The sequence below is a fragment of the Microbacterium zouquanmingi genome (assembly GCF_052266675.1).
GTDB lineage: Bacteria > Actinomycetota > Actinomycetes > Actinomycetales > Microbacteriaceae > Microbacterium.
The window spans coordinates 14,623-37,338 of record NZ_JBQPRA010000003.1; the positions used below are offsets into that span (position 1 = coordinate 14,623).

Consider the following 22,716-nt stretch of genomic DNA (forward strand, 5'->3'; position numbering starts at 1 on the left):
GGCGGGCGCGCCGCTCCGTGAAAGGCGAAACGTGACTCCTGCCGCGACCAAGAACTCCCGGACGACCAAGACGATGACCACCGCTGAGGCCGACGCCGTTGAGACGGATGAGACCGTGACCTCGACGGCGGCGAAGAAGACTGCAGCTGCTAAGAAGCCTGCGGCGAAGAAGCCCGCGGCCGCTAAGCCTGCCGCGAAGAAGGCTCCCGCGAAGCGCAAGAAGGCCGACGATCCCGTCGCCGAGGCGCAGGCTTCCGAAGACATCGTCGAAGAGCCCGAAGAAGAAGAGAACAAGAAGCCGGCTTTCACCGAGCCGCTGCCTACCGGCGCCATCGTCCTCACATCGAAGGACGAAGACGACGTTCCGGTCTACTCGACGCAGATCACCGGTGCGACCGCTGACCCCGTCAAGGACTACCTGAAGCAGATCGGTAAGGTCGCCCTGCTGAACGCGGCCGAAGAGGTCGAGCTCGCGATGCGTATCGAGGCCGGACTGTTCGCCGAAGAGAAGCTGTCGGCGATGTCGGCAGCTGAGAAGACGGGTCAGCTGGGCCTCGACCTGCAGTGGGTCGCCCGTGACGGCCAGCGCGCGAAGAGCCACCTGCTCGGCGCCAACCTTCGCCTGGTCGTCTCTCTCGCCAAGCGCTACACCGGCCGCGGCATGCAGTTCCTGGACCTGATCCAGGAGGGCAACCTCGGTCTCATCCGCGCCGTCGAGAAGTTCGACTACACCAAGGGCTTCAAGTTCTCGACCTACGCCACGTGGTGGATCCGCCAGGCGATCACCCGCGCGATGGCTGACCAGGCCCGCACCATCCGTATTCCGGTGCACATGGTCGAGGTCATCAACAAGCTTGCGCGTGTTCAGCGGCAGATGCTGCAGGATCTGGGCCGTGAGCCCACTCCTGAAGAGCTCAGTCGTGAGCTCGACATGACGCCTGAGAAGGTCGTCGAGGTGCAGAAGTACGGCCGTGAGCCCATCTCGCTGCACACGCCTCTCGGTGAGGACGGCGACAGCGAGTTCGGTGACCTCATCGAGGACACCGAGGCGGTCGTGCCGGCGGATGCCGTCGGCTTCACGATGCTGCAGCGTCAGCTCGAGCAGCTGCTCGACTCGCTCTCCGAGCGTGAGGCTGGCGTGATCCGCATGCGCTTCGGCCTCGGCGACGGCCAGCCCAAGACTCTCGATCAGATCGGCGACACCTTCGGTGTCACGCGTGAGCGCATCCGCCAGATCGAGTCGAAGACCATGGCGAAGCTGCGCCACCCGAGCCGTTCGCAGTCGCTGCGGGACTATCTCGAATGAGCCAGGAGAACGCCGGCACCGCGAACGAGGGCAAGGCGCTCGAGACGACGATCGAAGGCACGACCTACGCGCGCATCCCGCTGCGGACGCGCGTGGTCATGCCTGAGGACGATCTGGATGCGGTGATCACTGAGTACGCGGCATCCGCCGTGCTGCCCGGTGATCTGCTCTTCGTGACCGAGAAGATCGTGGCGATCACGCAGGGCCGGTCCTACCGGATCGACGAGATCAAGCCCCGAAAGCTCGCCCTGTTCCTGTCGAAGTACGTCACCCGCACACCGTACGGCATTGGCCTCGGCATGCCCGAGACCATGGAGATGGCGCTCCGGGAGTGCGGCACACCGCGGATTCTTCTCGCGGCGGCCGTCGCAGCGGTGACCAAGGCATTCGGCCGCAAGGGCGACTTCTACCGGATCGCCGGCGACAAGGCGCGTGCCATCGATGGCCCGACCAAGCACACGATTCCCCCGTACAACGAGGCCGTCGTGCTCGGACCTGTGCACCCCCGCCAGGTATCGGCGCATCTTCAGGCGCTCATCGGCGGAAAGGCCGATGTCGCGGTCGTCGACATCAACGATCTGGGCGGGAACATCCTGGGCTCGACCCTCGATCGCGCCGGCGAGCAGCGTCTTCTTCGCATTCTGAAGGACAACCCGCTGGGGCAGGGACGCGAGTCCACCCCGATGGGCATCATCCGGACGGTCTGAGAGTCACGCATGGGACTGGGTCGCGCCAGTGCGATGATCGCGGCGGGCACGCTCACCTCCCGTCTGACGGGACTGCTGCGCACTGTCGTCCTCGTCATCGCGATCAACTCGTTCGGCGAGGCTCCCGACGCCTTCGCGATTGCCAACCAGCTGCCCAACAGCATCTACATGGTGATCTCCGCGGGCGTTCTGACCGGTGTGATCGTGCCGCAGGTGGTGCGGGTCAGCGCCCAGCGCGACGGCGGGCACGCCTTCCTCGCGAAACTGCTCACTCTCGGCGCGCTGATCATGGGCGTCGTGACAGTGATTGCGACGCTCTGCGCGCCGCTGCTGATCGATCTCTACTCGAACTTCAAGTCACCTGAGCAGTTCGCTCTCGCGTCGCAGTTCGCCTACTGGTGCATCCCGCAGCTGTTCTTCTACGGCATGTTCGCGCTGCTCGGCGAGATCCTGAACGCGCGGAAGATCTTCGCCCCCTACGCGTGGGCGCCTATCGTCAACAACGTCGTCTCCATCGCCGGATTCGTGCTCTTCATCGTGCTGTTCGGTCAGAACCGGAACACGCTCGATGGCTGGGACTCGTCGATGGTGCTCACGCTGGCAGGAACCGCCACCCTGGGCGTTATCGCTCAGCTGATCGTTCTGGTCTTCTTCTGGCGCAAAGCGGGCATTCCGCTCAAGCTCGACTTCCGCTGGCGAGGCATGGGCCTCAGCCGCATGGGCAAGCTTGCGACCTGGACGTTCCTCACGACCCTCATCGGTCAGGGGGTCGGCATCGTGCAGTCGCTCACGGTGACCACGGCATCGGGAGAGTACGCGTCGGCGGCAGCCTCGCAGTACGCCTGGCTGGTCTACATGCTTCCGTACTCGATGATCATCCTCGCGATCGGGACGCCCTACTTCACGCGGATCAGCGAGCACTCCGCTGCTGAACGACACGACGAGCTGCGTGCGGATATCGGGCAGTCGATCCGGATCCTCGGCGTCTTCACCGTGATCGCCGTCGCCGCCGTGTCGGCAGCTGCGATCCCCGCGTCACGCGTGTTCAGCAACACTCCGTCTGACGCGAGTGCGATGGCTCCCGTCCTCATCGCATATCTGGTGAGCCTCATCCCGATGGGTGTGCTCTTCATCATCCAACGCACGTTCTACGCCTATGGCGATGCCCGCACGCCCTTCGTCTTCACGGTGATCCAGGGGTCTCTGGTCCTCGTGGGGACGCTCGCGGTCGCAGCGACGGTCCCACTCGCGCATCTCGCAGCAGCGGTGGCCCTCGTGCAGTCGCTCGTCGGAATCGTGCAGACGATCATCGCCACCGTGCTGCTGCGCCGCAAGATCGGCCCGCTCGGGCTCGGCTCGACGTGGTGGGCGATGGTGCGCTTCGTCCTCGCGGCGGTTCCCGCGGGCGCTGCCGGCTGGGGAATCTTCCTGCTCGCGGGAGGGATCGACGGCTGGATGCTTCAGGGCATGCTCCAGGGAGCAGCTGGCGCCGCAATCATCGGCATCGTGAGCGTGCTGGTCTACGTCGGCCTGCTCGCGCTCTTCCGTGCTCCGGAACTCACCGTCGCGGTGAGCGCCGTGCGCCGCCGGCGCGGCTGACGCTCAGCGCCGGTTGTCGACGATGTCCGCACCGATCGCGTCGCGGTAGCGGTAGAGGAGCCCGGTCCGGATGCCGGATGCCGAAGGCTTCATCTGGAACACGCTGGAGTTGTGGTTCGCCTCGATGAGGGCAGGACCGTCCGGCGTGATGGCGATGTCCCAGCCGACGTACGGCACGGTGGGCAGGCGCCTGGACGCCTCAGCGATCATCGTGACGACCTCGGGGTAGAACGGAACCTTCGTCCCCTTGATCGTCGTCCCGGTGACCGGGTGCTGCTCGAAGATGTTCGACTGCTTGTCGACGCCGGGGTACAGGGCAACGCCTTCGTCGTCGAGCATCGTGAACATGCCGCCGGAAGCGAAGTTGTCGATCACGGCGCCGTTGCCGATGCGGAGCACTGAGGCGATCACGTGCAGTTCGCCCTGCGGGTCGCGGTAGGTGATCATGCGCACGGTGTTGACGCTGTCCGGATAGACCGCGTTGAGGTCATCGTGCTGAGTGAGCACCTGCTCGAGGAGGGTCTGGTCCGACGCGATGCGCTCGGCCTGCCAGGCGGCCACGTCATCGATGTCCGCGGTCTCGAAGATCGCGATGCCTGCTCCGCCTTCTCCGGCGGCCGGCTTCGCGATGACGCGGGGGTGACGAGCGAGGAATGCACCCAGATCGACGACGCTTGCAGTCGCTGCATCCATCCACTCGCGACCGACGAGGTCGGAGAAGTCGGTGAGGAAGCGCGCCTTGTCGCCGAGGATGATCCTCGAGTCAGGACCGTTGAGCGTCTTGTTCAGCCGGAAGGCTTTGGGATGCGTCATCCAGGTGGCGCGCTCTCGTGCGTTGAGGACGCGGATGTCCCATACGACGTAGTCGCGGAATCCCATCTCGTAGCGCACTGAGCACCACACCATGTCACCGATGATGACGGGGATGGGCGCTTTGGAGACTCGCTTCACCTGACGGGCGAGTTCAATCAACTGCGTCGGATTCAGTCGCCGTGCCCGGTCGAAGAGATACCGAACGCGCAAACGCTTCTGATCCACTCCTCCACCTTAACATGCGGGCTCCCACGGACCTTGCGGGTCAGCCGACTACGATGGGGTGCTGGACCGTCCATCTCGAAAGGGTTGTTTTGTCTCGAGACGTCGCGCTTGCTGCGCGCATGAAGTACATGCTCAAACGACTGAAGTCGTTCGATGTCCGCCGAGTGTGGACCTTCGCGTCCCAGATCGGGCAGGAGCAGGGCAAGTGGACCCCGCGGATCTTCGTCGACATGCTCATCTGGGCGGCCTTTCACGACACGGCGTACATCGACTACTACGAGGCCGATTTCGCCCTTCTCACGAAGGCCGAGCGCAAGACGTTCATGACGTCCCTGGTGCAGCACCATCTGGCTCAGGCGGTCAACGATCGCACCGATGTGCTGCAGTTCGAGAACAAGCTCACGTTCAACAAGCGCTTCGCAGAGTATCTGGGGCGCGATTGGCTCGACCTTGACGAGACGGACGCCGAGGGCTTTCGCGCATTCGCCGAGAAGAATCCGGTCTTCATCGCGAAGACTCCCGTCGGACGTGAGGGCAAGGGCGTCTTCCGCTACGACGCTGCAGATGTCACGGACTGGAATGCCTTCCGCGATGAGCTTCGCGACAAGGGCCAGCGGCTCATCGAGCAGCGCATCGTGCAGCATCCGTATCTGTCTGAGTACTGCGCAGGCACGGTCAACACGACGCGTGTGGCGACCTTCTTCGACGGCGACAAGGTGCACGTGCTCATGGCTGCCCAGAAGTTCGGACGCGGCGCGGTCAGCGATCAGTTCACGTGGGGCGGCTTCTTCACGATGATCGATGAGAACGGCAAGTCCTTCGGCCCGGGCCATACCGGCAAGCACAAGTCACGCTACGAGACCCACCCCGACTCAGGGAAGTCGATCGTCGACTTCCAGGTGCCGATGTGGGATCAGGTCGTCGACCTGGTCACCAGGGCAGCCAAGGAGGTGCCCACTGTGCCGTACATCGGCTGGGACGTCGCAGTGACCCCTGACGGTCCGGTGCTCATCGAGGGCAACTGGACACCTGGGCTCTACGAGACGCGCGTCAGTGCCACCGGCATCCGCACTGGCAGCCGTGCGCGGCACCGTTCTGTGATCGAGGCCAGCAGGAAGTGACGGTATCCGGCAGCCTTCCGCGCGCGATCATCTCCCGTGTCGCGCTCCGTGCGAACGCACGGGCGGCGGTGGGCGCCGGGGGATCGGTCGCCGATCTGCGCGGGGATGCGTTCGGACACGGCGTGCTGAACACTGCGCGGATCGTGCATGACGCGGGCGTCGAGCGACTCCTCGTCGATGATTCGTCGATCGCCGCCACGCTGGTGGCGGAGGGAATCGATGCGGTGCTCGGTGCGCAGGCAGACATCAGCGCTGACGCGCTCTACGGGCTGCCCGGCGCCGGAACGGCCCCTGTGATGTCTCTCACCGGGCGGATTCTCTCGCTCAAACCGCTGCGCGCCGGCGAGGCCGTCTCCTACGGCTATACGCACAGAGCTGAGAGAGACACGACGGTCGCGCTCGTCACCGGTGGTTACGCGCAAGGGATCGTGCGGGCACTCGGCAATCACGCGGCCGTTGGGGTTGGGACGGTGCTTCGGCCGATTGTCGGACGAGTCGCCATGGATGTCTGTGTTGTCGATCTGCAGACCAGCGACGACGCTGAAGAACTGGGGGCGGAGATCGTCTACTTCGGTGCGGGGTCGGCTGTGGGTGAGCTCGCGACGTGGACCCGTGTGACCGGGATGCGTGCGACCGAGCTCGTCGCAGCGGCGGGTGCCAAGGCGGTGCGCGAATGGGCGAGCTGACAATACCGGTGCTCGAGCTCTCTGGCTCGCAGCTCGTGCAGAACGTCTCCGCGGTGCGTGCCCATATCGCTCCGTCGACGCTCATGTTCGCGATGAAGGACGACGCGTACGGCCACGGCATCGAATGGGCGCTGGACGCTCTTTCCGACGACACGGTGCTCGACCGCTTCGGCAGCTTCGACGTGCAGACCGGGTTGCGCATCCGATCCCGCCGCTCGCAGGCCCGCGTCTTCGCCTGGACGATCTCCGACGACGAAGAGATTGCCGCGGCGCTGGATGCTGCTCTCGAGCTCGGCATCGGCAGCGTTGAGTATCTCGAGCGGGTGGTGCGGATGGCACGTGCCACCGGGAACCCAGCCGCCGTGCATCTGAAGATCGACACCGGGTTGCATCGCAACGGCATCCGGCCGGAGGAGTGGTCTGCTTTCGCGTCCAGGGCAGCAAAGGCTCAGCGCGCAGGCCATCTGGACATCGTGGGCATCTGGAGTCACCTGGCCGAAGCGAGTGACCGCGAGGACGATGAAGCCGCAGCTGGATTCAGGGGCGCGCTCGACGAACTTCACCGCCAGGGCATCGAGCCCGTGGACACGCATCTGACCGCGTCTGCCGCATCATGGTGGCGACCGGAGCTTCGCGGCACCGTGTGTCGGATCGGCGCGTTCTGCTACGGCATCCGTTCCGCTGACGGTCCGCAGATTCCCGGCATCCGCCCGGTTGCGACCTTGCGTGCGCGCGTTCTGGACGTGCGTGACGACGGTGTCGACGTCGGGATCGGCGCGTTGCACGGCCTGCTCTCGACGTTGCGGGGCGCGACAGTCGGTACTCCCGCAGGGCCGCGCCCGATCACGGAGATCCGTGACGACCGATCGACCGTGACGGGGTGGGCAGGCGCAGCCGCCGGCGACGTCGTGAACATCTTCGGCGCGGGCGCTCAGGGCGAGGGAGATGCGACTGCTCTTGCCGAGCATATCGATACCGTCGGCGAGGAAATCCTCACCCGGCTCACCCCGGCAGTGAGAAGAGTCGCGACCCGCTGATGAAGACGCGGGTCACGACTCTGAGTCAGTGCGTGGTCTGAGAACGGTCAGACTGCGTCGACGAGGCGGGCGGTCTCGTCGTGCCACGACGTGGCCATGCTGCGCAGCTTCTCTTCGTACTTGCGTCCGTGGTGTGCGCAGAACAACAGCTCGGAGCCGTTGACCTCAGCTGCGATATAGGCCTGCGCACCGCACGAGTCGCAACGGTCCGCAGCCGTCAGACGGTACTCGACAGTGGAGGTATCACGTTCGGTTGTAGCGTTCATCTCGGTGCCTCCTCGGGTATCGGCGTCGGTTCTTCGAATGTCCTCAATACAACCACGCCTCGCTGTATGTCATGCCCGGAAGGCGGCGTGTTTCGCTCACCGCGTACGCAACGCCGCAGGTACGCGGTGTCTGGGGAGTGTCTAGGCTCGGTCAGGCGGTATGGCGAATAGAATTGATCCTTGTGACCAGCGAGTATTCTGCCCATCATCTTCAGGTGCTTGAGGGGCTCGAAGCGGTCCGCAAACGCCCAGGAATGTACATCGGGTCCAACGGCTCACCCGGCCTCATGCACTGTCTGTGGGAGATCATCGACAACGCAGTCGATGAGGCTGTCGACGGCAACGGCACCAAGATCGATACCATCCTGCACCCCGACGGCAGCGTCGAGGTCCACGACCGCGGTCGTGGCATCCCGGTGGACATCGAGCCGCGCACGGGGCTGACGGGTGTCGAGGTCGTGTACACGAAGCTTCACGCCGGTGGAAAATTCGGTGGCGGCTCGTACGCGGCATCCGGTGGTCTGCACGGCGTGGGCGCGTCCGTCGTCAACGCGCTCTCCGAACGTCTCGATGTTGAAGTCGACCGCGGCGGGAAGACGTACGCGATGTCGTTCAGACGCGGCGAGCCGGGTCTTTTCGCAGACACGGGCGAGAAGCGGCCGGATGCACCGTTCACGCCGTTCGAGAAGAGCAGCGAACTGCGCGTGATCGGCAAGACCAAGCGCGGCGTCACCGGGACCCGCGTGCGGTACTGGGCGGACCGTCAGATCTTCACGAAGGACGCGGCCTTCCAGCTCGGTGAGCTCGAGAATCGCGCACGGCAGACAGCGTTCCTCGTTCCCGGCCTCGAACTGGTCGTTCGGGACGAGCGCGGCGAGGAGTCCAAAGAGACGTCTTACCTCTACCAGGGCGGCATCTCGGAATTCGTCGATTATCTCGCGATGGATGCTCCGATCACCGACACCTGGCGCATCCAGGGCTCCGGCACATTCAAGGAGACCGTGCCGGTACTGCAGCCGGACGGCCACATGGCATCGACCGAGGTCGAACGCGAATGCCGCGTTGACATCGCGATGCGGTGGGGAACCGGCTACGACACGGTGACCCGCTCATTCGTCAACATCATCGCCACGCCCAAGGGGGGCACGCACCAGCAGGGCTTCGAACAGGAGCTGCTCAAGGTTCTGCGTGCGCAGGTTGAGCAGAACTCGCGCCGATTGAAAGTCGGCAATGACAAGGTCGAGAAGGACGATGTGCTGGCGGGCCTGACGGCTGTGCTCACCGTCGAGGTCCCAGAGCCGCAATTCGAAGGCCAGACCAAAGAGGTTCTCGGCACCCCGGCGGTTCGCCAGATCGTCTCCCAAGTTCTGCGCAAGGAGCTCGGCGCCCGATTCTCCTCCACCAAGCGTGATGACAAGAGCGAGACGAGCCAGCTGCTCGACAAGGTCGTCTCTGAGATGAAGGCGCGGGTCTCCGCGCGCGCACACAAAGAGACCCAGCGACGCAAGAACGCGCTGGAGTCCTCGTCTCTTCCGGTGAAGCTCGTGGACTGCCGCTCGCACGATGTCGCACGCAGCGAGCTGTTCATCGTCGAGGGCGACTCTGCTCTCGGCACGGCTCGACGAGCTCGCGACAGCGAGGTGCAGGCGCTCCTGCCGATCCGAGGCAAGATCCTCAACGTCCAGCGCGCCTCTGTCGGTGACATGCTCTCCAACGCCGAATGCGCAGCGATCATCCAGACGATCGGTGCGGGTTCTGGTCGCACCTTCGACATCTCACAAGCGCGTTACGGCAAGGTCATCCTGATGAGCGATGCGGACGTTGACGGTGCGCATATCCGTACCCTTCTGCTCACGCTCTTCTTCCGTTACATGCGTCCCCTGATCGACGAGGGGCGGGTCTTCGCGGCGGTGCCTCCGCTGCACCGTGTGATCGTCATGAATCCAGGCTCGAAGCCGAACGAGACGCGGTACACGTATTCAGAGCAGGAACTGCACACGCTGCTGGCGAAGCTGCGCAAGCAGAACAAGCGTTGGCATGAGCCGATTCAGCGGTACAAGGGCCTCGGTGAGATGGATGCCGACCAGCTCGCGAACACGACCATGGACAAATCCGGTCGTCTGCTGCGACGCGTGCGCATGGAAGACGCTGAGGAGGCCGGTCGGGTCTTCGAACTCCTGATGGGCAACGAGGTCGCGCCGCGCCGCGAGTTCATCGTCGAGTCTTCGGACCAGCTTTCGCGCGAAGCCATCGACGCCTGAGGCTGCGCTGTTCCCTGAGCCCGCCGAAGGGCTACGAGCAGAGGTGGGTTCCCACTGACCCGATGACGGTGTCGAGGGGCTGTCCCGATCCGTCGCGCTTCGCACCGGCTTCCGGAAGAGTCCTGGCAGCGCCATCTGTTCCGACGGCGAGTGCCTCCTGCGGACCGACCCACGCCAGGCGCAGCCGGTCTTCGCCCTTCAGGAACGAGTGTGCGCGAACACCGCCGGTCGCACGCCCCTTCGGAGGGAATTCTGAGAACAGCGAAGTCTTCGCGCGTCCAGCATCCGTCCCAGCGATCGTGCCGTCCGCACCTGAGATCGTCACAACGATCGCCGATTCCGGAGCAGAGACGACGGTGAACGAGATGACCTCCGCGCCGGCTCCGACCTTGACGCCCGCCATGCCGCCGGCAGCGCCACCTTGGGGACGCACGTTGGATGACGCGTAGTGCAGCAGCTGTGCATCAGAGGTGACGAACACGAGTTCGGCGTCGTCCGGCGCAGAGGCACCACCGACGACGACGTCGCGGGGCTTGAGGCCGATGACCTCGGCCTCAGGGCGCACAGGGAGGGCAGAGGGGATGACGCGCTTGACGACCCCTGAGCGGGTGCCCAGTGCGTATGGCGTGTCATCGTCGAAGCGCAGCATTCCAATGATGCGCTCGCTCTTATCCAGGAGGCCGACGTAGTCGCGCAGCGCGACTCCGGCCGACAGATGCACGGCCGACGACGGTGCCGACGGCAGGTCGACGGGGGAGAAGCGCAGCACTCGCCCTGCACTCGTCACCGCGCCGATCTCGCTCCTGGTCGTCGTCGTGAGCGTCGTGAGAACCGCGTCGTGCTTGCTCCGGCGGGCGGCGGGCTGCAGCAGCTGGCCTTCTTCCAGATCGACCCGAACGGCCTTGCCGGTCGTGGAGAGCACGACGACGGTCGGAGTATCGGCGATCTGAAGATCGACGGGTCCCTTGGTGCTGCGCGGTTTCGGAGGAGCAGCATTGAGCAGCATCGTGCGGCGAGGGGTGCCATGCGCTTCGGCCGCGGCATCCAACTCGAGTGCGACCTGCGCGCGCAGAAGCACCTCGCTGCCGAGCAGTTCGCGCAGCTCGGCGATCTCGGCCTGCAGCTTGTCGCGTTCGGCTTCGAGCTCGATGCGTGAGAACCTCGTCAGCCGTCGAAGGCGCAGCTCGAGGATGTACTCGGCCTGGAGCTCAGAGAGATCGAAGACGGTGCGCAGGCGCGTGCGCGCCTGTTCGGAGTCGTCCGAGGAGCGAATGACCTGGATGACTTCGTCGATATCGAGGATCGCGACGAGCAGACCTTCTACGAGGTGGAGGCGTTCTTCGCGACGCGCGAGACGGTACCGGCTGCGTCTGGTGATGACTTCGAGACGGTGGCCGACGTAGACGCTCAGCATCTCCTTGAGGCCGAGCGTGCGCGGCTGGCCCTCGACGAGAGCGACGTTGTTGATGCTGAAGGAGTCTTCCAGCGGCGTCAGACGGTACAGCTGCTCGAGCACCGCATTCGGGTCGAATCCCGTCTTGATGCCGATCGCGACGCGCAGCCCGTGCTTCCGGTCGGTCAGGTCGTTGACGTCGCTGATGCCCTGCAGCTTCTTCGCCTGCACAGCATCCCGGATCTTCTCGATCAGGCGCTCAGGACCGACCATGTAGGGCAGCTCAGTGACGATGATTCCGGTGCGGCGGGGCCCGAGCGGCTCCACCGAGACCTTGCCGCGCACCCGCAGCGCGCCGCGACCGTTAGCGTACGCGTCTTTGACCCCGTCGAGACCCATCAGGATGCCGCCGGAGGGGAAGTCCGGTCCCGGCACGTACTCCATCAGCTCTTCGGTCGTGGCAGCCGGGTTGTCGAGCAGATGGATGGCAGCGGCGACGACCTCGATGAGATTGTGGGGCGCCATGTTGGTCGCCATGCCGACGGCGATGCCGCTCGCGCCGTTGACGAGCAGGTTAGGGAATGCCGCAGGCAGCACGGAAGGTTGCTGGAACTGGCCGTCGTAGTTCGGTACGAAGTCGACGACGTCTTCGTCGAGGCTCTCGGTGAGCGCGAGCGCTGAGGCAGCCAGGCGCGCCTCGGTGTAGCGGGACGCTGCGGGACCGTCGTCGAGAGAGCCGAAGTTTCCGTGCCCGTCGACGAGCGGCACCCGCAGTGCGAAGTCCTGGGAGAGACGCACGAGGGCGTCGTAGATCGCGGAATCGCCGTGCGGGTGGAGCTTTCCCATCACCTCGCCGACGACGCGCGCGCTTTTGACGTGACCGCGTTCTGGCCGCAGTCCCATCTCGGCCATCTGGTAGAGGATGCGGCGCTGGACGGGCTTGAGCCCATCACGAGCATCCGGAAGCGCACGCGAGTAGATCACCGAGTAGGCATATTCGAGGAACGAACCCTGCATCTCGCTGGACAGTTCGATGTCCTGGATGCGCTCCTCGGCGGGCTCGGCTGATTCAGTGCGGGGCATGTGCTTCCTGGGGCGTCGTCGGGCGCTGTGAAAGACTGGCCCGGATGTCTCTGATTCTACCGACCGCGCCGACGTCTGCGCGGATGCTCGACGGGGTGGCGGGCGACCTGATCGCTGTGCTGGAACTGGCGCCGGGTGCTCTCCCGCCTGCCCGATCGGTGGTGCTCGTCGTCGTCGATGGCCTCGGAGCGATCCAGTTGCGTGCTCATGCCGGTCACGCCAGGCACCTTGTGGCGGGGGTCGGGAAGAAGGATGTCGCATACTCGGTGTTCCCAACGACGACAGCGGCCGCGCTCACCTCGCTCGTGACCGGTGTGGCCCCTGGCATGCACGGGCTCGTCGGCTATCGTGTGCTCGACTCTTCGAGAGACCGTCTCGTGAACGTCCTCTCCGGCTGGGAGACCGATGGCATCGATCCGTTGATCTGGCAGCCTCAGCCGACGATCTTCGAACAGGCGACGGCGATGGGTCACCGTGCTTTTGCCGTCGGGATGCAGGAGTACGCCCGCAGCGGATTCACCCGCGCGACGCTGCGAGGAGCCGAGTTCTTCGGAGCACAATCGGCAGAGGAGCGCGTCAGGCTCGCATATCAACTGGCAGCGGATAACCCGGGCTCCCTGACGTACTGCTACCTGCCCGAAGCCGACAAGGCAGGTCACAGGCACGGCGTGGACTCGCGTGAGTGGATCGCTGCACTCGAAGAAGTCGATCACGCACTTGCGGTGGCGCCGCCGAAGCAGGTGGGGGTGCTCATCACCGCAGATCACGGGATGGTCGATGTGCCGGCTCACCGACACATCGTGCTGGACCATGGCGACGCGCGGTTGCGCGGCGTCCGCCACATCGGTGGCGAACCCCGCATGCTCCACGTGTATCTCGAACCGGATGCCGCGGTGGAAGACGTGAGCCGCACGTGGCGCACCGCGAGCGAAGGGGATGCCGATGTGCTCACCGGTGCGGAAGCGATCTCGTCCGGGGTGTACGGGTCGGTTGTCACTCCGGATGCCGCGGCGCGTATCGGCGACCTCGTGGTCATCTCACGCGGCAACAAGGCCTTCTACGACGGCACTGCGAAGGATCAGCGCCCGCGGGGAATGATCGGCCAGCACGGAGCACTCACTCCCGAGGAGCGTCAAGTGCCGTACATCCGCCGGGGTGCATTCAGCACCACCGCTCCCTGAGCCCGTCGAGGCTCAGTCGTCGGTGCGGGCGCCGAAGACGATCTCGTCCCACGACGGCATGGCATTGCGTCGGCGTCGGCGTCCGCTGTTGTCCTGCGTGACATCCTGCGGCGATTGTGCAGACGTAGGCGCAGGGGACGGCTCCGGCTCGGGCTCATCATCCAGAGGCTCGTCGATGGAATCGAACAGTGCGATCGGGCTGCGGGGGGAGTCGAAGCTGTCTTCGTCGTGTTCGCTCGCCGATGGTGCGCTCTCGCGCTGTCCTCGCCGTCGACGCAGCGCCTCGAGGAGATCGGCGGTTTCGGCGCTCGTGGTCGACTGGTCGGGCGCGCGGTTCATCGCCGCAGCCTGTGCGGCCGGGTCTGAGCGCTCGGGGCCTCGGGGCTCGTCGAGGTCTGCTTCGGGAGCAGGGAGCCTGCGAGGACCGAAAGCTCCTGAGTCGAAACGGCTTTCGTCCTTGTACGGCGACTCGGGCCGGTCGCCCTCTACCGCCCGCAGCCGGGGGATTAGTCCCTCGGGGAGCGAACCCTGGCGAGACAGCTGGGTGGCATCGGCGTTCAACGGTGCGAGCGCGCTGCGACGCGGGTCGAAGCTCCACCGCGCATCGTGGGAGACCTCAGCGGCGGTGAACTCGAGCTTCACGATCCAGCCCGATTCGTCCTTCCAGCTGACCCACCGCTCAGCGCTTGCGCCGAGGTCGGCCAGCTTCGCCCGGATGGCGGCACCGAACGTCGGCTGTGCGTCCGGCTCGACGTCGCTGCCGATGAGAACGGGAACCGCAAGAGCCTGGCCGACGACATGCTCGCGTTCGGCGAGCACTGGACCCTCGAATTTCGCAACGTCGTCGACGCTGACTCCGAGCAGTTCGGCGGTCTCCGCGGCAGACAATCCGGCACGGATGTGCGCCTGGACTTCGCGCGGACTGATGGTGACTCGCGGAGCTTCGTCATCGTTGCGGCGGCGCGCACGACGAATCTCGCGTTGGAGCACATCGTCGATGGGGAGAGCGAATCTCGCGCCGGAACCGGTGGCGAGGATCAGCAGGTCGTCTTCGGTGCCGACGATCGTGACGTTTTCCATGCGAATGCCCCTCTGATGGCTGTTCAGACATGGTGTCACGGTGCACGCCAACGAGACGGGAATACCCTGGGCGCGCCGTGAGTTTGGTCTTGAATGCGCGAGGTCATTTGCTAAATGTCTTCGCGTCGTGCAAACTATGCCCGCCGCGTACCCGACGGCGAACCGCCCACTAGCACCATGAACGTGGAGATCTACCGCATGGCAACCGACTACGACGCCCCCCGAAAGAGCGAAGACGACTCCGAGTCGATCGAAGCCCTGAAGGAGCGTGTGCCGGACAAGCTGTCCGGCACTACCGGAGACGAAGACTCGGACAACCCCTCGAGTTTCGACCTCCCAGGAGCCGACCTTTCTGACCTCGAACTTGACGTCGTCGTGCTGCCCGCGCAGCAGGACGAGTTCACTTGCATGAGCTGTTTCCTCGTGAAGCACCGCTCGCAGCTCGACCACGAAGGCGCAGATGGCCTCATCTGCAAGGAGTGCGCTGCCTGATCGCAGACGCACTCACGTTCGTGCGCCCCGGCCTTTCGGTCAGGGGCGCATCGTCGTCTTGGGCCGCGGTTCGCGCGCCTCAGGCCGCGTCTGCTTCAGCCGCGCGGATCGCGGCGGCAAGACGATCAGGCGTGCGTGTGGAGATCGTCCAACTAGGGATCGGGTCGTCCGGGTCGGTGTTCTGCACGACCACGATCCCGTCGATTCCGCCACGAAGCAGGTGCCAGCCGCGAGCAGCCAGCTTCGGACCTCGCGCCGCGCGTGCCTCTTCGCCGGTGTACTCGACCACCTCGCCGAGCCAATGGGCATCGATCTTGGCGCGGCCCGCATAGAGCGTGGTGCCTTCGATTCGGATGCGGGGCGAGCCGAAGATCATCGCGAGGATGACCGCGAGCGCGAGCGCTGCGCCGATCAGCAGGCCTGGGAGCGCACCGATCGGCGTGAACACGAGCATCGCCATCGGTGCGACGACCGCGGCGGCCACCAGCATCCATAGGCTCGGTGAAAGACGCTCGCGGTAGCGAACGCGGGTGTCTGCGTCGTGGTTCTGCATTAGCCTCGTGGGGTGAGTGATTCCGTTGATCTTCCCATTATCGCGTCTGTCACCCCGCACTACGCCCACCCCGGCGATGCAGGTGCGGATCTCGTCGCAGCCGAGGCCGTGCGTCTGGGGCCAGGGGAGCGCGCTCTGGTTGCGACCGGCGTGCGCATCGCGCTGCCGGACGGTTACGCCGCGTTCGTCGTCCCGCGTAGTGGCCTGGCTGCCAAGCACGGCATCACGATCGTGAACTCTCCTGGTACCGTCGACGCCGGCTATCGCGGAGAGATCAAAGTGAGTCTGCTCAACACCGATAGCTCCAGCACGTACGATGTGGCGGTCGGGGACCGGATCGCGCAGCTGATCATCATGCCGGTGACGCGAGTGAACTTCATCCCGGTAGATGAGCTCCCCGAAAGTGCACGCGGAGCAGATGGCTTCGGGTCCACGGGATATCAGGCGGCGCAGACCGCCGAACAGGCAGGAAAGACGAAATGACTGAAGAGATCACACAGCCCACATCGAAGTCGGCGCCTGCGAACCGTGCCACGGATGGGCCGTTCGACGAGTCAGAGGCGAACCCTGTTCGCCCGTACATCGACCTGGGCGGGATCAAGATCCTCCCGCGTGAGGGACTGAATCTGCGCCTCGAGGTGGAGGAGCAGTCCAAGCGCATCGTCGCCGTCGGTCTGGACTACGCGGATTCCTCGCTCCAGGTGCAGCCGTTCGCTGCTCCGCGGACGCTGGGACTCTGGCACGAGACGCGCATGCAGCTGGTCGACCAGGTCCGCCAGCAGGGTGGACGCGTCGAAGAACGCGAAGGGCCGCTCGGCAAGGAACTGCTGGCCGAGGTTCCCGCACCGGCCTCTGAGGGCTCCGGTCTCAACCTCGCGCGCTTCATCGGCGTGGATGGCCCCCGCTGGTTCCTGCGGGGAGTGATCGGTGGTGCAGCGGCATCCGACCCCGAAGCCGCCGCGAAGGTCGAAGACCTCTTCCGCTCGATCGTCGTGGTGCGCGGGGGATCCCCGATGCCGCCGCGGGATCTCATCCCGCTCAAGATGCCGGCAACGCCCGGGTCGGCGTGAGCGCCTCGGACTCACAGGGCCCGGATGCTGATCCCGATGTGGTCTCCACCGAGCCGGGGTCTGCCTCTGAGTTGATCGGCGCTGCCCTTGGCGGTGCCGCTCGGCGGGCGGGGCTCGATCCTGCTGAGGATTCCCGCACGCACAAGGTCGTCTGGTCGGCGATCGGCGGGTGGCGCGGCATCCTCGAATCCGTCCTGCCGAGCCTCGCTTTCGTGATCCTGTTCACGATCAAGCCAGACCCGCTCTTTCTTTCGCTCGGTGTTTCTGTCGGTCTCGCGGCCGTCTTCACGATCGTCAGACTGCTGCAGAAGTCGCCCCCGTCTGCGGCGATCGGCGGTCTCGTCGCGGCCGGCGCTGCGGCTGCCCTGGCGCTGTGGACGGGGCGAGGAGCAGACAACTTCGTCCCCGGGCTCGTCACGAACGCCGTCTACGGGACGGTCTTCCTCGTCTCCGCCCTCATTGGCTGGTCTCTGATCGGAATCGCCGCAGGCTTCCTGATGGGCGACGCGATGGGCTGGCGTGCCGACAAGCGCAAGCGTCGCGCGTTTTTGTGGCTCGGCATCGCGTGGGCGGGATTGTTCTTCGCCCGCTTAGCCGTACAGCTGCCGCTCTATCTCACCGATCAGGTGACGGCGCTCGGCACGTTGAAGCTGATCATGGGGCTTCCGCTGTTCGCTCCGATGGTCGCTGTCTCCTGGCTCGTCGTGCGCGCCCTGTATCCGCGCGAGTCGCCGCAGGAGAACACTTCTGACGCATGATAGATTTATCTTGACATCAAGATAAATCTCGACCTTTCGCCGAGAGCAGGACAGGCGCACACTGTTAGGTGCGCCTTGCTGGCAGCCGGCGGCAGAGGCGAGCAAGATGGAAGCGCCTGTCGCTCCCCTCAGACTAGAAGGAGACGGATTCGTGTCCACGGTGAACAGCTTCGGTGCCAAGAGCACCCTGACAGTCGGCAGTACCGACTATGAGATCTTCCGGATTGACACGGTTCCAGGCTTTGAAAAGCTGCCGTTCAGCCTGAAGGTGCTCCTTGAGAACCTGCTTCGCACTGAAGACGGTGCGAACGTGACTAAGGCGCAGATCGAGGCGCTCGGGTCGTGGGATGCTGCGGCAGAACCTAACACCGAGATCCAGTTCTCGCCTGCGCGCGTCGTGATGCAGGACTTCACCGGCGTGCCATGCATCGTCGACCTCGCCACGATGCGTGAGGCAGTCACCGCTCTCGGCGGCGACCCGAACAAGATCAACCCGCTCTCGCCCGCTGAGATGGTCATCGACCACTCGGTGATCGCCGACCTGTTCGGTTCCGAGAACGCTCTCGAGCGCAACGTCGAGATCGAGTACGAGCGCAACGGTGAGCGCTACCAGTTCCTGCGCTGGGGCCAGACCGCGTTCAACGACTTCAAGGTCGTTCCCCCTGGCACCGGCATCGTTCACCAGGTGAACATCGAGCACCTCGCGAAGGTCATCTATGACCGCACCAACGGCGGCGCGCTGCAGGCCTACCCCGACACCTGTGTCGGAACCGACTCGCACACCACGATGGTCAACGGTCTCGGCGTGCTCGGCTGGGGCGTCGGCGGTATCGAGGCAGAGGCTGCCATGCTCGGCCAGCCCGTTTCGATGCTGATCCCGCGCGTCGTTGGCTTCAAGCTGACCGGTGAGATCCCCGCCGGTGTGACCGCGACGGACGTCGTGCTCACGATCACCGACATGCTCCGCAAACACGGCGTCGTCGGAAAGTTCGTCGAGTTCTACGGTGCCGGTGTGGCATCTGTGCCGCTCGCCAACCGCGCCACCATCGGAAACATGTCGCCGGAGTTCGGTTCGACCGCCGCGATGTTCCCGATCGATGACGTCACCACCGACTACTTGCGTCTGACCGGACGCGACGAGCAGGCCATCGCCCTCGTCGAGGCGTACGCGAAGCTGCAGGGCCTGTGGCACGACGCGGCCAAGGAGCCGGTCTTCAGCGAGTACATGGAACTCGATCTCAGCACCGTCGTGCCGTCGATCGCCGGTCCGAAGCGTCCGCAGGATCGCATTCTCCTCTCTGAGGCGAAGACGCAGTTCGAGCAGGACATCCTCAACTACGCAGGCGCCAGCACGAGCGACGACATCGTCGATCTTGAATCGAAGCACTCCTTCCCGGCATCCGACCCCGGTTCGGTACCCGGTGAAGAGGACCACGACACGCGGCCCGTGCACATCTCCAGCGGAGTCAACGGCTCGTCCAAGCCGGTTCCGGTGACCACGCCCGACGGCGAGAGCTACATTCTTGACCATGGCGCGGTGACGCTGGCGGCAATCACGTCGTGCACGAACACGTCGAACCCGTCGGTGATGATGGCCGCTGGTCTTCTCGCCCGCAAGGCGCGGGAGAAAGGCCTCAAGCAGAAGCCCTGGGTCAAGACGACGCTCGGCCCCGGTTCCAAGGTCGTCACCGACTATTACGAGAAGTCCGGTCTCGACAAGGACCTTGAGGGCCTTGGCTTCTACACGGTCGGCTATGGCTGCACGATCTGCATCGGAAACTCCGGTCCGCTGATCGAGGAGGTATCCGCTGCGGTCAACGACCACGACCTCGCGGTCACGGCCGTTCTCTCGGGCAACCGCAACTTCGAAGGCCGTATCAGCCCCGACGTGAAGATGAACTACCTCGCATCGCCCCCGCTCGTGGTCGCGTACGCACTGGCCGGTTCCATGCACTTCGACTTCGAGACGGATGCGCTGGGCAAGGACAGCGATGGCAACGATGTCTTCCTGAAGGACATCTGGCCCACGCCCGCCGAAATCCAGGAAGTCATCGACTCGTCGATCTCGCGCGAGCAGTTCATCAAGCAGTACGCCACGGTCTTCGACGGTGACGAGCGCTGGACGAGCCTGCCGACTCCGACTGGTCCGATCTTCGAGTGGGACGACAAGTCGACCTACGTGCGTCGCCCTCCATACTTCGAGGGCATGACGATGGAGCTGACCCCCGTATCGGACATCACCGGTGCGCGTGTCATGGCAACCCTGGGTGACTCGGTCACCACTGACCACATCAGCCCTGCGGGAAACATCAAGATCGGTACGCCTGCCGCGAAGTACCTCGAGGAGCACGGAGTCCGTCAGAAGGACTTCAACTCCTTCGGCTCGCGCCGTGGCAACCACGAAGTGATGATCCGCGGAACCTTCGCCAACATCCGTCTGAGGAACCAGCTGGTTCGCGCAGTCAACGACGGCGCTGAGATCGAGGGTGGATTCACCCGCGACTTCACGAAGGCGGATGCTCCGCAGTCGTACATCTTCGACGCATGCCAGAACTACGAGGCTGCGGGCACTCCGCTGGTCGTGTTCGGTGGCAAGGAGTACGGTTCGGGTTCCTCCCGTGACTGGGCGGCCAAGGGCACGAGCCTCCTGGGCGTCAAGGCTGTCATCACCGAGAGCTTCGAGCGTATCCACCGCTCGAACCTGATCGGCATGGGCGTCGTCCCGCTGCAGTTCCCCGCTGGCGAGAGCTGGGAGTCGCTGGGCCTCGACGGCACCGAGGTCGTCTCGATCACGGGCCTGGAAGAGCTCAACAACGGCACCACGCCCAAGACTGTGCGCGTCACGGCTGCGCCGAGCGAGCACTCGCCCGAGGGCAAGCAGACGGTCGAGTTCGATGCAGTGGTTCGCATCGACACCCCCGGTGAGGCCGACTACTACCGCAACGGCGGCATCCTGCAGTACGTGCTTCGTTCGCTGGTGTAATTCCTCACCAGTAAAGCGCCCGTTCCGATCGAATCGGGGCGGGCGCTCCGCGTTCACTCGGCGTCTGCTCGGGCGATTCCCTGGACCCGGCAGTAGTATCGAGAGGGTCGTCCTTCTCACTCACGAGGGCAAATGACGAACACGTTCAGGAGGTGCTGATGCTCATTCTTCCCGGCATCACCGGACCGCGAGATCTCGACAACCTGAGCCCATCTCAGCTGACCCAACTCGCTGGCGAGGTTCGAACGTTCCTCGTGGAGAACGTTTCGCGGACCGGTGGTCACCTCGGTCCCAACCTGGGAGTCGTCGAGCTGACGATCGCTCTGCACCGTGTGTTCGAATCTCCCGAAGACCCGATCATCTTCGACACCGGCCACCAGTCGTATGTGCACAAGCTGCTCACCGGACGCCAGGACTTCTCCGGACTGAGGGTGCGCGGAGGGTTAGCCGGTTACCCGCAGCGCGGCGAGAGTGCACATGACGTCGTCGAGTCGTCACACGCGTCGAGCTCCCTGAGCTGGGCCGATGGCATCTCGCGCGCCTTCGCGGCAACAGGAAGAGACGACCGACACGTGATCGCGGTGGTCGGTGACGGTGCTCTCACTGGAGGGATGACCTGGGAAGCGCTCAACAACATCTCCGATGACAACGATCGCAACCTCGTGATCATCGTCAACGACAACGGCCGCTCCTATGCTCCGACGATCGGTGGAATGTCGCGCTATCTGAACCGTGTTCGCACGGCAGGTGCGTATCGCGACCTGCACCACCGCTCTGATCGGTTCTTCCGCGCCTTTGGCCCCGTTGGCCGTGCAGTGTTCCGTGGCGTCCGCGGCGGTACGCACGGATTCCTCTCTCGCTTCACGAACAACGTCGCGCTGTATTCCAATCTCGACATCAAGTACCTGGGGCCGGTCGACGGTCACGACATCTCAGCTCTGATGGAGACGCTCGAGCTCGCGAAGTCGTACGGGGCGCCGGTGATCGTGCACGCGATCACCGAGAAGGGGCGCGGCTACCAGCCTGCGCGTGATGACGAAGCGGATCAGTTCCACGCCGTCAACCGCATCGATCCCACGACTGGTGAGCCGCTGGGGTCGAGCAAGACAGGCTGGACCGATGTCTTTTCCGATTCCCTTGTGCGCGTCGGAGAGCGCGACCCGCGCGTCATCGCCATGACCGCTGCCATGCTGCGTCCCACCGGACTTGCACCCTTCGCTGAGCGCTTCCCGGAACGCGTCTATGACGTCGGTATCGCCGAGCAGCACGCGGTGACGGCGGCTGCCGGCCTTGCATATGGCGGGCTTCACCCTGTCGTCGCCCTGTACGCGACGTTCATGGGTCGTGCATTCGATCAGGTCCTCATGGATGTCGCGCTCCATAAGGCCGGCGTGACCTTCGTCCTTGATCGGGCAGGCGTGACGGGACCAGACGGCGCGAGCCATCACGGGATGTGGGATCTGGCCATGCTCCAGATCGTGCCGCACATTCGCATCTCAGCCCCCCGCGACGGCGCGCGGCTTGCCGAGGCTCTGGATGAAGCGGTGGCAGTCGATGACGCACCAACCGTGATCCGATATCCGAAGGGTGCGGTCGCCGAAGACATCGAGGCGATCGAGCGGCTTGCCGATGGCGTCGATGTGCTCGCACGCGATGAGAGCGAAGATGTCCTCATCGTGGGCATCGGACCCTTCGCATCTCTCGCAATGGATGTCGCTGCGCGTCTGCGCGCCCAGGGAATCGGTGCGACGGTCGTCGACCCGCGTTGGGCCATTCCGGTGCAGCCGTCCATCATCGAACTCGCAGGGCGCCATCGCCTGGTCATCACTCTTGAGGACGGCATCCGGGTCGGCGGTATCGGAACGCGTGTGCGGCAGGTTCTGCGTGAGGCGGGGGTCGATACAGCAGTCGACGAACTCGGCCTTCCGGATGAGTTCATCGATCACGCTTCGCGTGATGAGATCCTGGCGGATGCCGGGCTCACAGCGTCCAAGATCGCCCAGGACGTCGTCGCCCAGGTTCTCGGGACCCGGATCCCCGTCGCGCGCAACGCAGGGGAGACCGGTGCGATCGATCTGCCGCTGCACGAGCGCCGCTGAGTC

At 64.8% G+C, this 22,716-nt stretch carries 19 protein-coding genes; 14 read left to right on the forward strand and 5 right to left on the reverse strand.

Annotated elements, in window-relative coordinates:
- The first annotated feature begins 73 nt into the window (after positions 1 to 73).
- The 3 genes from ACTU6V_RS07505 to murJ are packed head-to-tail and all read left to right on the forward strand — an operon-like array spanning position 74 to position 3,612.
- The gene (locus ACTU6V_RS07505; RefSeq protein ID WP_443475562.1) at positions 74 to 1,306 is read left to right on the forward strand and encodes an RNA polymerase sigma factor; all 1,233 of its coding nucleotides are present in this window, start codon (positions 74 to 76) and stop codon (positions 1,304 to 1,306) included.
- The gene (locus ACTU6V_RS07510) at positions 1,303 to 2,013 is read left to right on the forward strand and encodes a coenzyme F420-0:L-glutamate ligase (protein WP_443468368.1); all 711 of its coding nucleotides are present in this window, start codon (positions 1,303 to 1,305) and stop codon (positions 2,011 to 2,013) included. Before ACTU6V_RS07505 ends, ACTU6V_RS07510 begins: the two co-directional genes overlap by 4 nt.
- A gap of 9 nt (positions 2,014 to 2,022) precedes the next feature.
- Positions 2,023 to 3,612: a murein biosynthesis integral membrane protein MurJ gene (murJ, locus tag ACTU6V_RS07515; RefSeq protein WP_443475351.1), complete on the forward strand. Its 1,590-nt coding sequence runs from the start codon at positions 2,023 to 2,025 to the stop codon at positions 3,610 to 3,612.
- 3 nt (positions 3,613 to 3,615) lie between these two features.
- Here murJ and ACTU6V_RS07520 read toward each other — a convergent pair whose 3' ends face one another.
- Positions 3,616 to 4,650, reverse strand: a complete 1,035-nt coding sequence (locus ACTU6V_RS07520) for a sugar-transfer associated ATP-grasp domain-containing protein (RefSeq protein WP_443475352.1) — start codon at positions 4,648 to 4,650, stop codon at positions 3,616 to 3,618.
- Positions 4,651 to 4,739: 89 nt separating this feature from the next.
- On the opposite strand from ACTU6V_RS07520, the gene ACTU6V_RS07525 reads away from it, so the two are divergent.
- The 3 genes from ACTU6V_RS07525 to ACTU6V_RS07535 are packed head-to-tail and all read left to right on the forward strand — an operon-like array spanning position 4,740 to position 7,494.
- Positions 4,740 to 5,771, forward strand: coding sequence for a sugar-transfer associated ATP-grasp domain-containing protein (locus tag ACTU6V_RS07525; RefSeq protein ID WP_443468365.1), 1,032 nt, complete (start codon positions 4,740 to 4,742; stop codon positions 5,769 to 5,771).
- Positions 5,768 to 6,457, forward strand: coding sequence for an alanine racemase (locus ACTU6V_RS07530; protein WP_443475353.1), 690 nt, complete (start codon positions 5,768 to 5,770; stop codon positions 6,455 to 6,457). The genes ACTU6V_RS07525 and ACTU6V_RS07530 overlap by 4 nt, the downstream gene beginning before the upstream one ends.
- Entirely contained in the window at positions 6,445 to 7,494 is a 1,050-nt protein-coding gene (locus ACTU6V_RS07535; RefSeq protein ID WP_443468363.1) for an alanine racemase, read from the forward strand. The genes ACTU6V_RS07530 and ACTU6V_RS07535 overlap by 13 nt, the downstream gene beginning before the upstream one ends.
- A gap of 47 nt (positions 7,495 to 7,541) precedes the next feature.
- Here ACTU6V_RS07535 and ACTU6V_RS07540 read toward each other — a convergent pair whose 3' ends face one another.
- Positions 7,542 to 7,760, reverse strand: a complete 219-nt coding sequence (locus ACTU6V_RS07540) for a DUF7455 domain-containing protein (protein ID WP_443468362.1) — start codon at positions 7,758 to 7,760, stop codon at positions 7,542 to 7,544.
- A gap of 182 nt (positions 7,761 to 7,942) precedes the next feature.
- On the opposite strand from ACTU6V_RS07540, the gene ACTU6V_RS07545 reads away from it, so the two are divergent.
- Positions 7,943 to 10,021, forward strand: a complete 2,079-nt coding sequence (locus tag ACTU6V_RS07545; protein WP_443475354.1) for a DNA gyrase/topoisomerase IV subunit B — start codon at positions 7,943 to 7,945, stop codon at positions 10,019 to 10,021.
- 31 nt (positions 10,022 to 10,052) lie between these two features.
- On the opposite strand, the gene ACTU6V_RS07550 is transcribed toward ACTU6V_RS07545, so the two are convergent.
- On the reverse strand, positions 10,053 to 12,497 hold the full coding sequence (locus ACTU6V_RS07550) for a DNA gyrase/topoisomerase IV subunit A (protein ID WP_443475355.1): 2,445 nt from the start codon (positions 12,495 to 12,497) through the stop codon (positions 10,053 to 10,055).
- 44 nt (positions 12,498 to 12,541) lie between these two features.
- On the opposite strand from ACTU6V_RS07550, the gene ACTU6V_RS07555 reads away from it, so the two are divergent.
- Positions 12,542 to 13,678, forward strand: a complete 1,137-nt coding sequence (locus tag ACTU6V_RS07555; RefSeq protein ID WP_443475356.1) for an alkaline phosphatase family protein — start codon at positions 12,542 to 12,544, stop codon at positions 13,676 to 13,678.
- Between the two features lie 12 nt (positions 13,679 to 13,690).
- Here the strand turns inward: ACTU6V_RS07555 and sepH are convergent, their stop codons facing one another.
- The gene (gene sepH / locus ACTU6V_RS07560) at positions 13,691 to 14,758 is read right to left on the reverse strand and encodes a septation protein SepH (protein ID WP_443468358.1); all 1,068 of its coding nucleotides are present in this window, start codon (positions 14,756 to 14,758) and stop codon (positions 13,691 to 13,693) included.
- Positions 14,759 to 14,956: 198 nt separating this feature from the next.
- Between sepH and ACTU6V_RS07565 the strand changes: the two genes are divergently transcribed.
- Entirely contained in the window at positions 14,957 to 15,250 is a 294-nt protein-coding gene (locus tag ACTU6V_RS07565; protein WP_417512106.1) for a DUF4193 domain-containing protein, read from the forward strand.
- A gap of 79 nt (positions 15,251 to 15,329) precedes the next feature.
- Here the strand turns inward: ACTU6V_RS07565 and ACTU6V_RS07570 are convergent, their stop codons facing one another.
- On the reverse strand, positions 15,330 to 15,803 hold the full coding sequence (locus tag ACTU6V_RS07570) for a DUF3093 domain-containing protein (protein ID WP_443468357.1): 474 nt from the start codon (positions 15,801 to 15,803) through the stop codon (positions 15,330 to 15,332).
- Positions 15,804 to 15,815: 12 nt separating this feature from the next.
- Between ACTU6V_RS07570 and dut the strand changes: the two genes are divergently transcribed.
- The 5 genes from dut (at position 15,816) to dxs (ending at position 22,713) form a co-directional block, all read left to right on the forward strand.
- Complete coding sequence (gene dut / locus ACTU6V_RS07575) at positions 15,816 to 16,286, forward strand: dUTP diphosphatase (RefSeq protein ID WP_443475357.1); 471 nt, start codon at positions 15,816 to 15,818, stop codon at positions 16,284 to 16,286.
- Positions 16,283 to 16,873 carry a DUF3710 domain-containing protein gene (locus ACTU6V_RS07580; protein ID WP_417512013.1) on the forward strand — a complete coding sequence of 197 codons (591 nt, stop codon included), beginning with the start codon at positions 16,283 to 16,285 and terminating at the stop codon, positions 16,871 to 16,873. Before dut ends, ACTU6V_RS07580 begins: the two co-directional genes overlap by 4 nt.
- The gene (locus ACTU6V_RS07585; RefSeq protein ID WP_443468355.1) at positions 16,870 to 17,631 is read left to right on the forward strand and encodes a DUF3159 domain-containing protein; all 762 of its coding nucleotides are present in this window, start codon (positions 16,870 to 16,872) and stop codon (positions 17,629 to 17,631) included. The genes ACTU6V_RS07580 and ACTU6V_RS07585 overlap by 4 nt, the downstream gene beginning before the upstream one ends.
- Positions 17,632 to 17,737: 106 nt before the next feature.
- Complete coding sequence (locus ACTU6V_RS07590) at positions 17,738 to 20,614, forward strand: aconitate hydratase (protein ID WP_443475358.1); 2,877 nt, start codon at positions 17,738 to 17,740, stop codon at positions 20,612 to 20,614.
- A gap of 158 nt (positions 20,615 to 20,772) precedes the next feature.
- Entirely contained in the window at positions 20,773 to 22,713 is a 1,941-nt protein-coding gene (gene dxs, locus ACTU6V_RS07595; protein WP_443468353.1) for a 1-deoxy-D-xylulose-5-phosphate synthase, read from the forward strand.
- Positions 22,714 to 22,716: the final 3 nt, after the last annotated feature.

Bases quoted from the DNA above. Each gene is read 5' to 3' on its own strand.
- murJ (WP_443475351.1), top strand. From the start codon at position 2,023: ATGGGACTGGGTCGCGCCAGTGCGATGATCGCGGCGGGCACGCTCACC.
- ACTU6V_RS07550 (WP_443475355.1), bottom strand. From the start codon at position 12,497: ATGCCCCGCACTGAATCAGCCGAGCCCGCCGAGGAGCGCATCCAGGAC.
- ACTU6V_RS07570 (WP_443468357.1), bottom strand. From the start codon at position 15,803: ATGCAGAACCACGACGCAGACACCCGCGTTCGCTACCGCGAGCGTCTT.
- ACTU6V_RS07580 (WP_417512013.1), top strand. From the start codon at position 16,283: ATGACTGAAGAGATCACACAGCCCACATCGAAGTCGGCGCCTGCGAAC.
- ACTU6V_RS07505 (WP_443475562.1), top strand. From the start codon at position 74: ATGACCACCGCTGAGGCCGACGCCGTTGAGACGGATGAGACCGTGACC.
- ACTU6V_RS07540 (WP_443468362.1), bottom strand. From the start codon at position 7,760: ATGAACGCTACAACCGAACGTGATACCTCCACTGTCGAGTACCGTCTG.
- dxs (WP_443468353.1), top strand. From the start codon at position 20,773: ATGCTCATTCTTCCCGGCATCACCGGACCGCGAGATCTCGACAACCTG.
- ACTU6V_RS07565 (WP_417512106.1), top strand. From the start codon at position 14,957: ATGGCAACCGACTACGACGCCCCCCGAAAGAGCGAAGACGACTCCGAG.
- ACTU6V_RS07555 (WP_443475356.1), top strand. From the start codon at position 12,542: ATGTCTCTGATTCTACCGACCGCGCCGACGTCTGCGCGGATGCTCGAC.
- ACTU6V_RS07510 (WP_443468368.1), top strand. From the start codon at position 1,303: ATGAGCCAGGAGAACGCCGGCACCGCGAACGAGGGCAAGGCGCTCGAG.
- ACTU6V_RS07535 (WP_443468363.1), top strand. From the start codon at position 6,445: ATGGGCGAGCTGACAATACCGGTGCTCGAGCTCTCTGGCTCGCAGCTC.
- ACTU6V_RS07590 (WP_443475358.1), top strand. From the start codon at position 17,738: ATGGAAGCGCCTGTCGCTCCCCTCAGACTAGAAGGAGACGGATTCGTG.
- sepH (WP_443468358.1), bottom strand. From the start codon at position 14,758: ATGGAAAACGTCACGATCGTCGGCACCGAAGACGACCTGCTGATCCTC.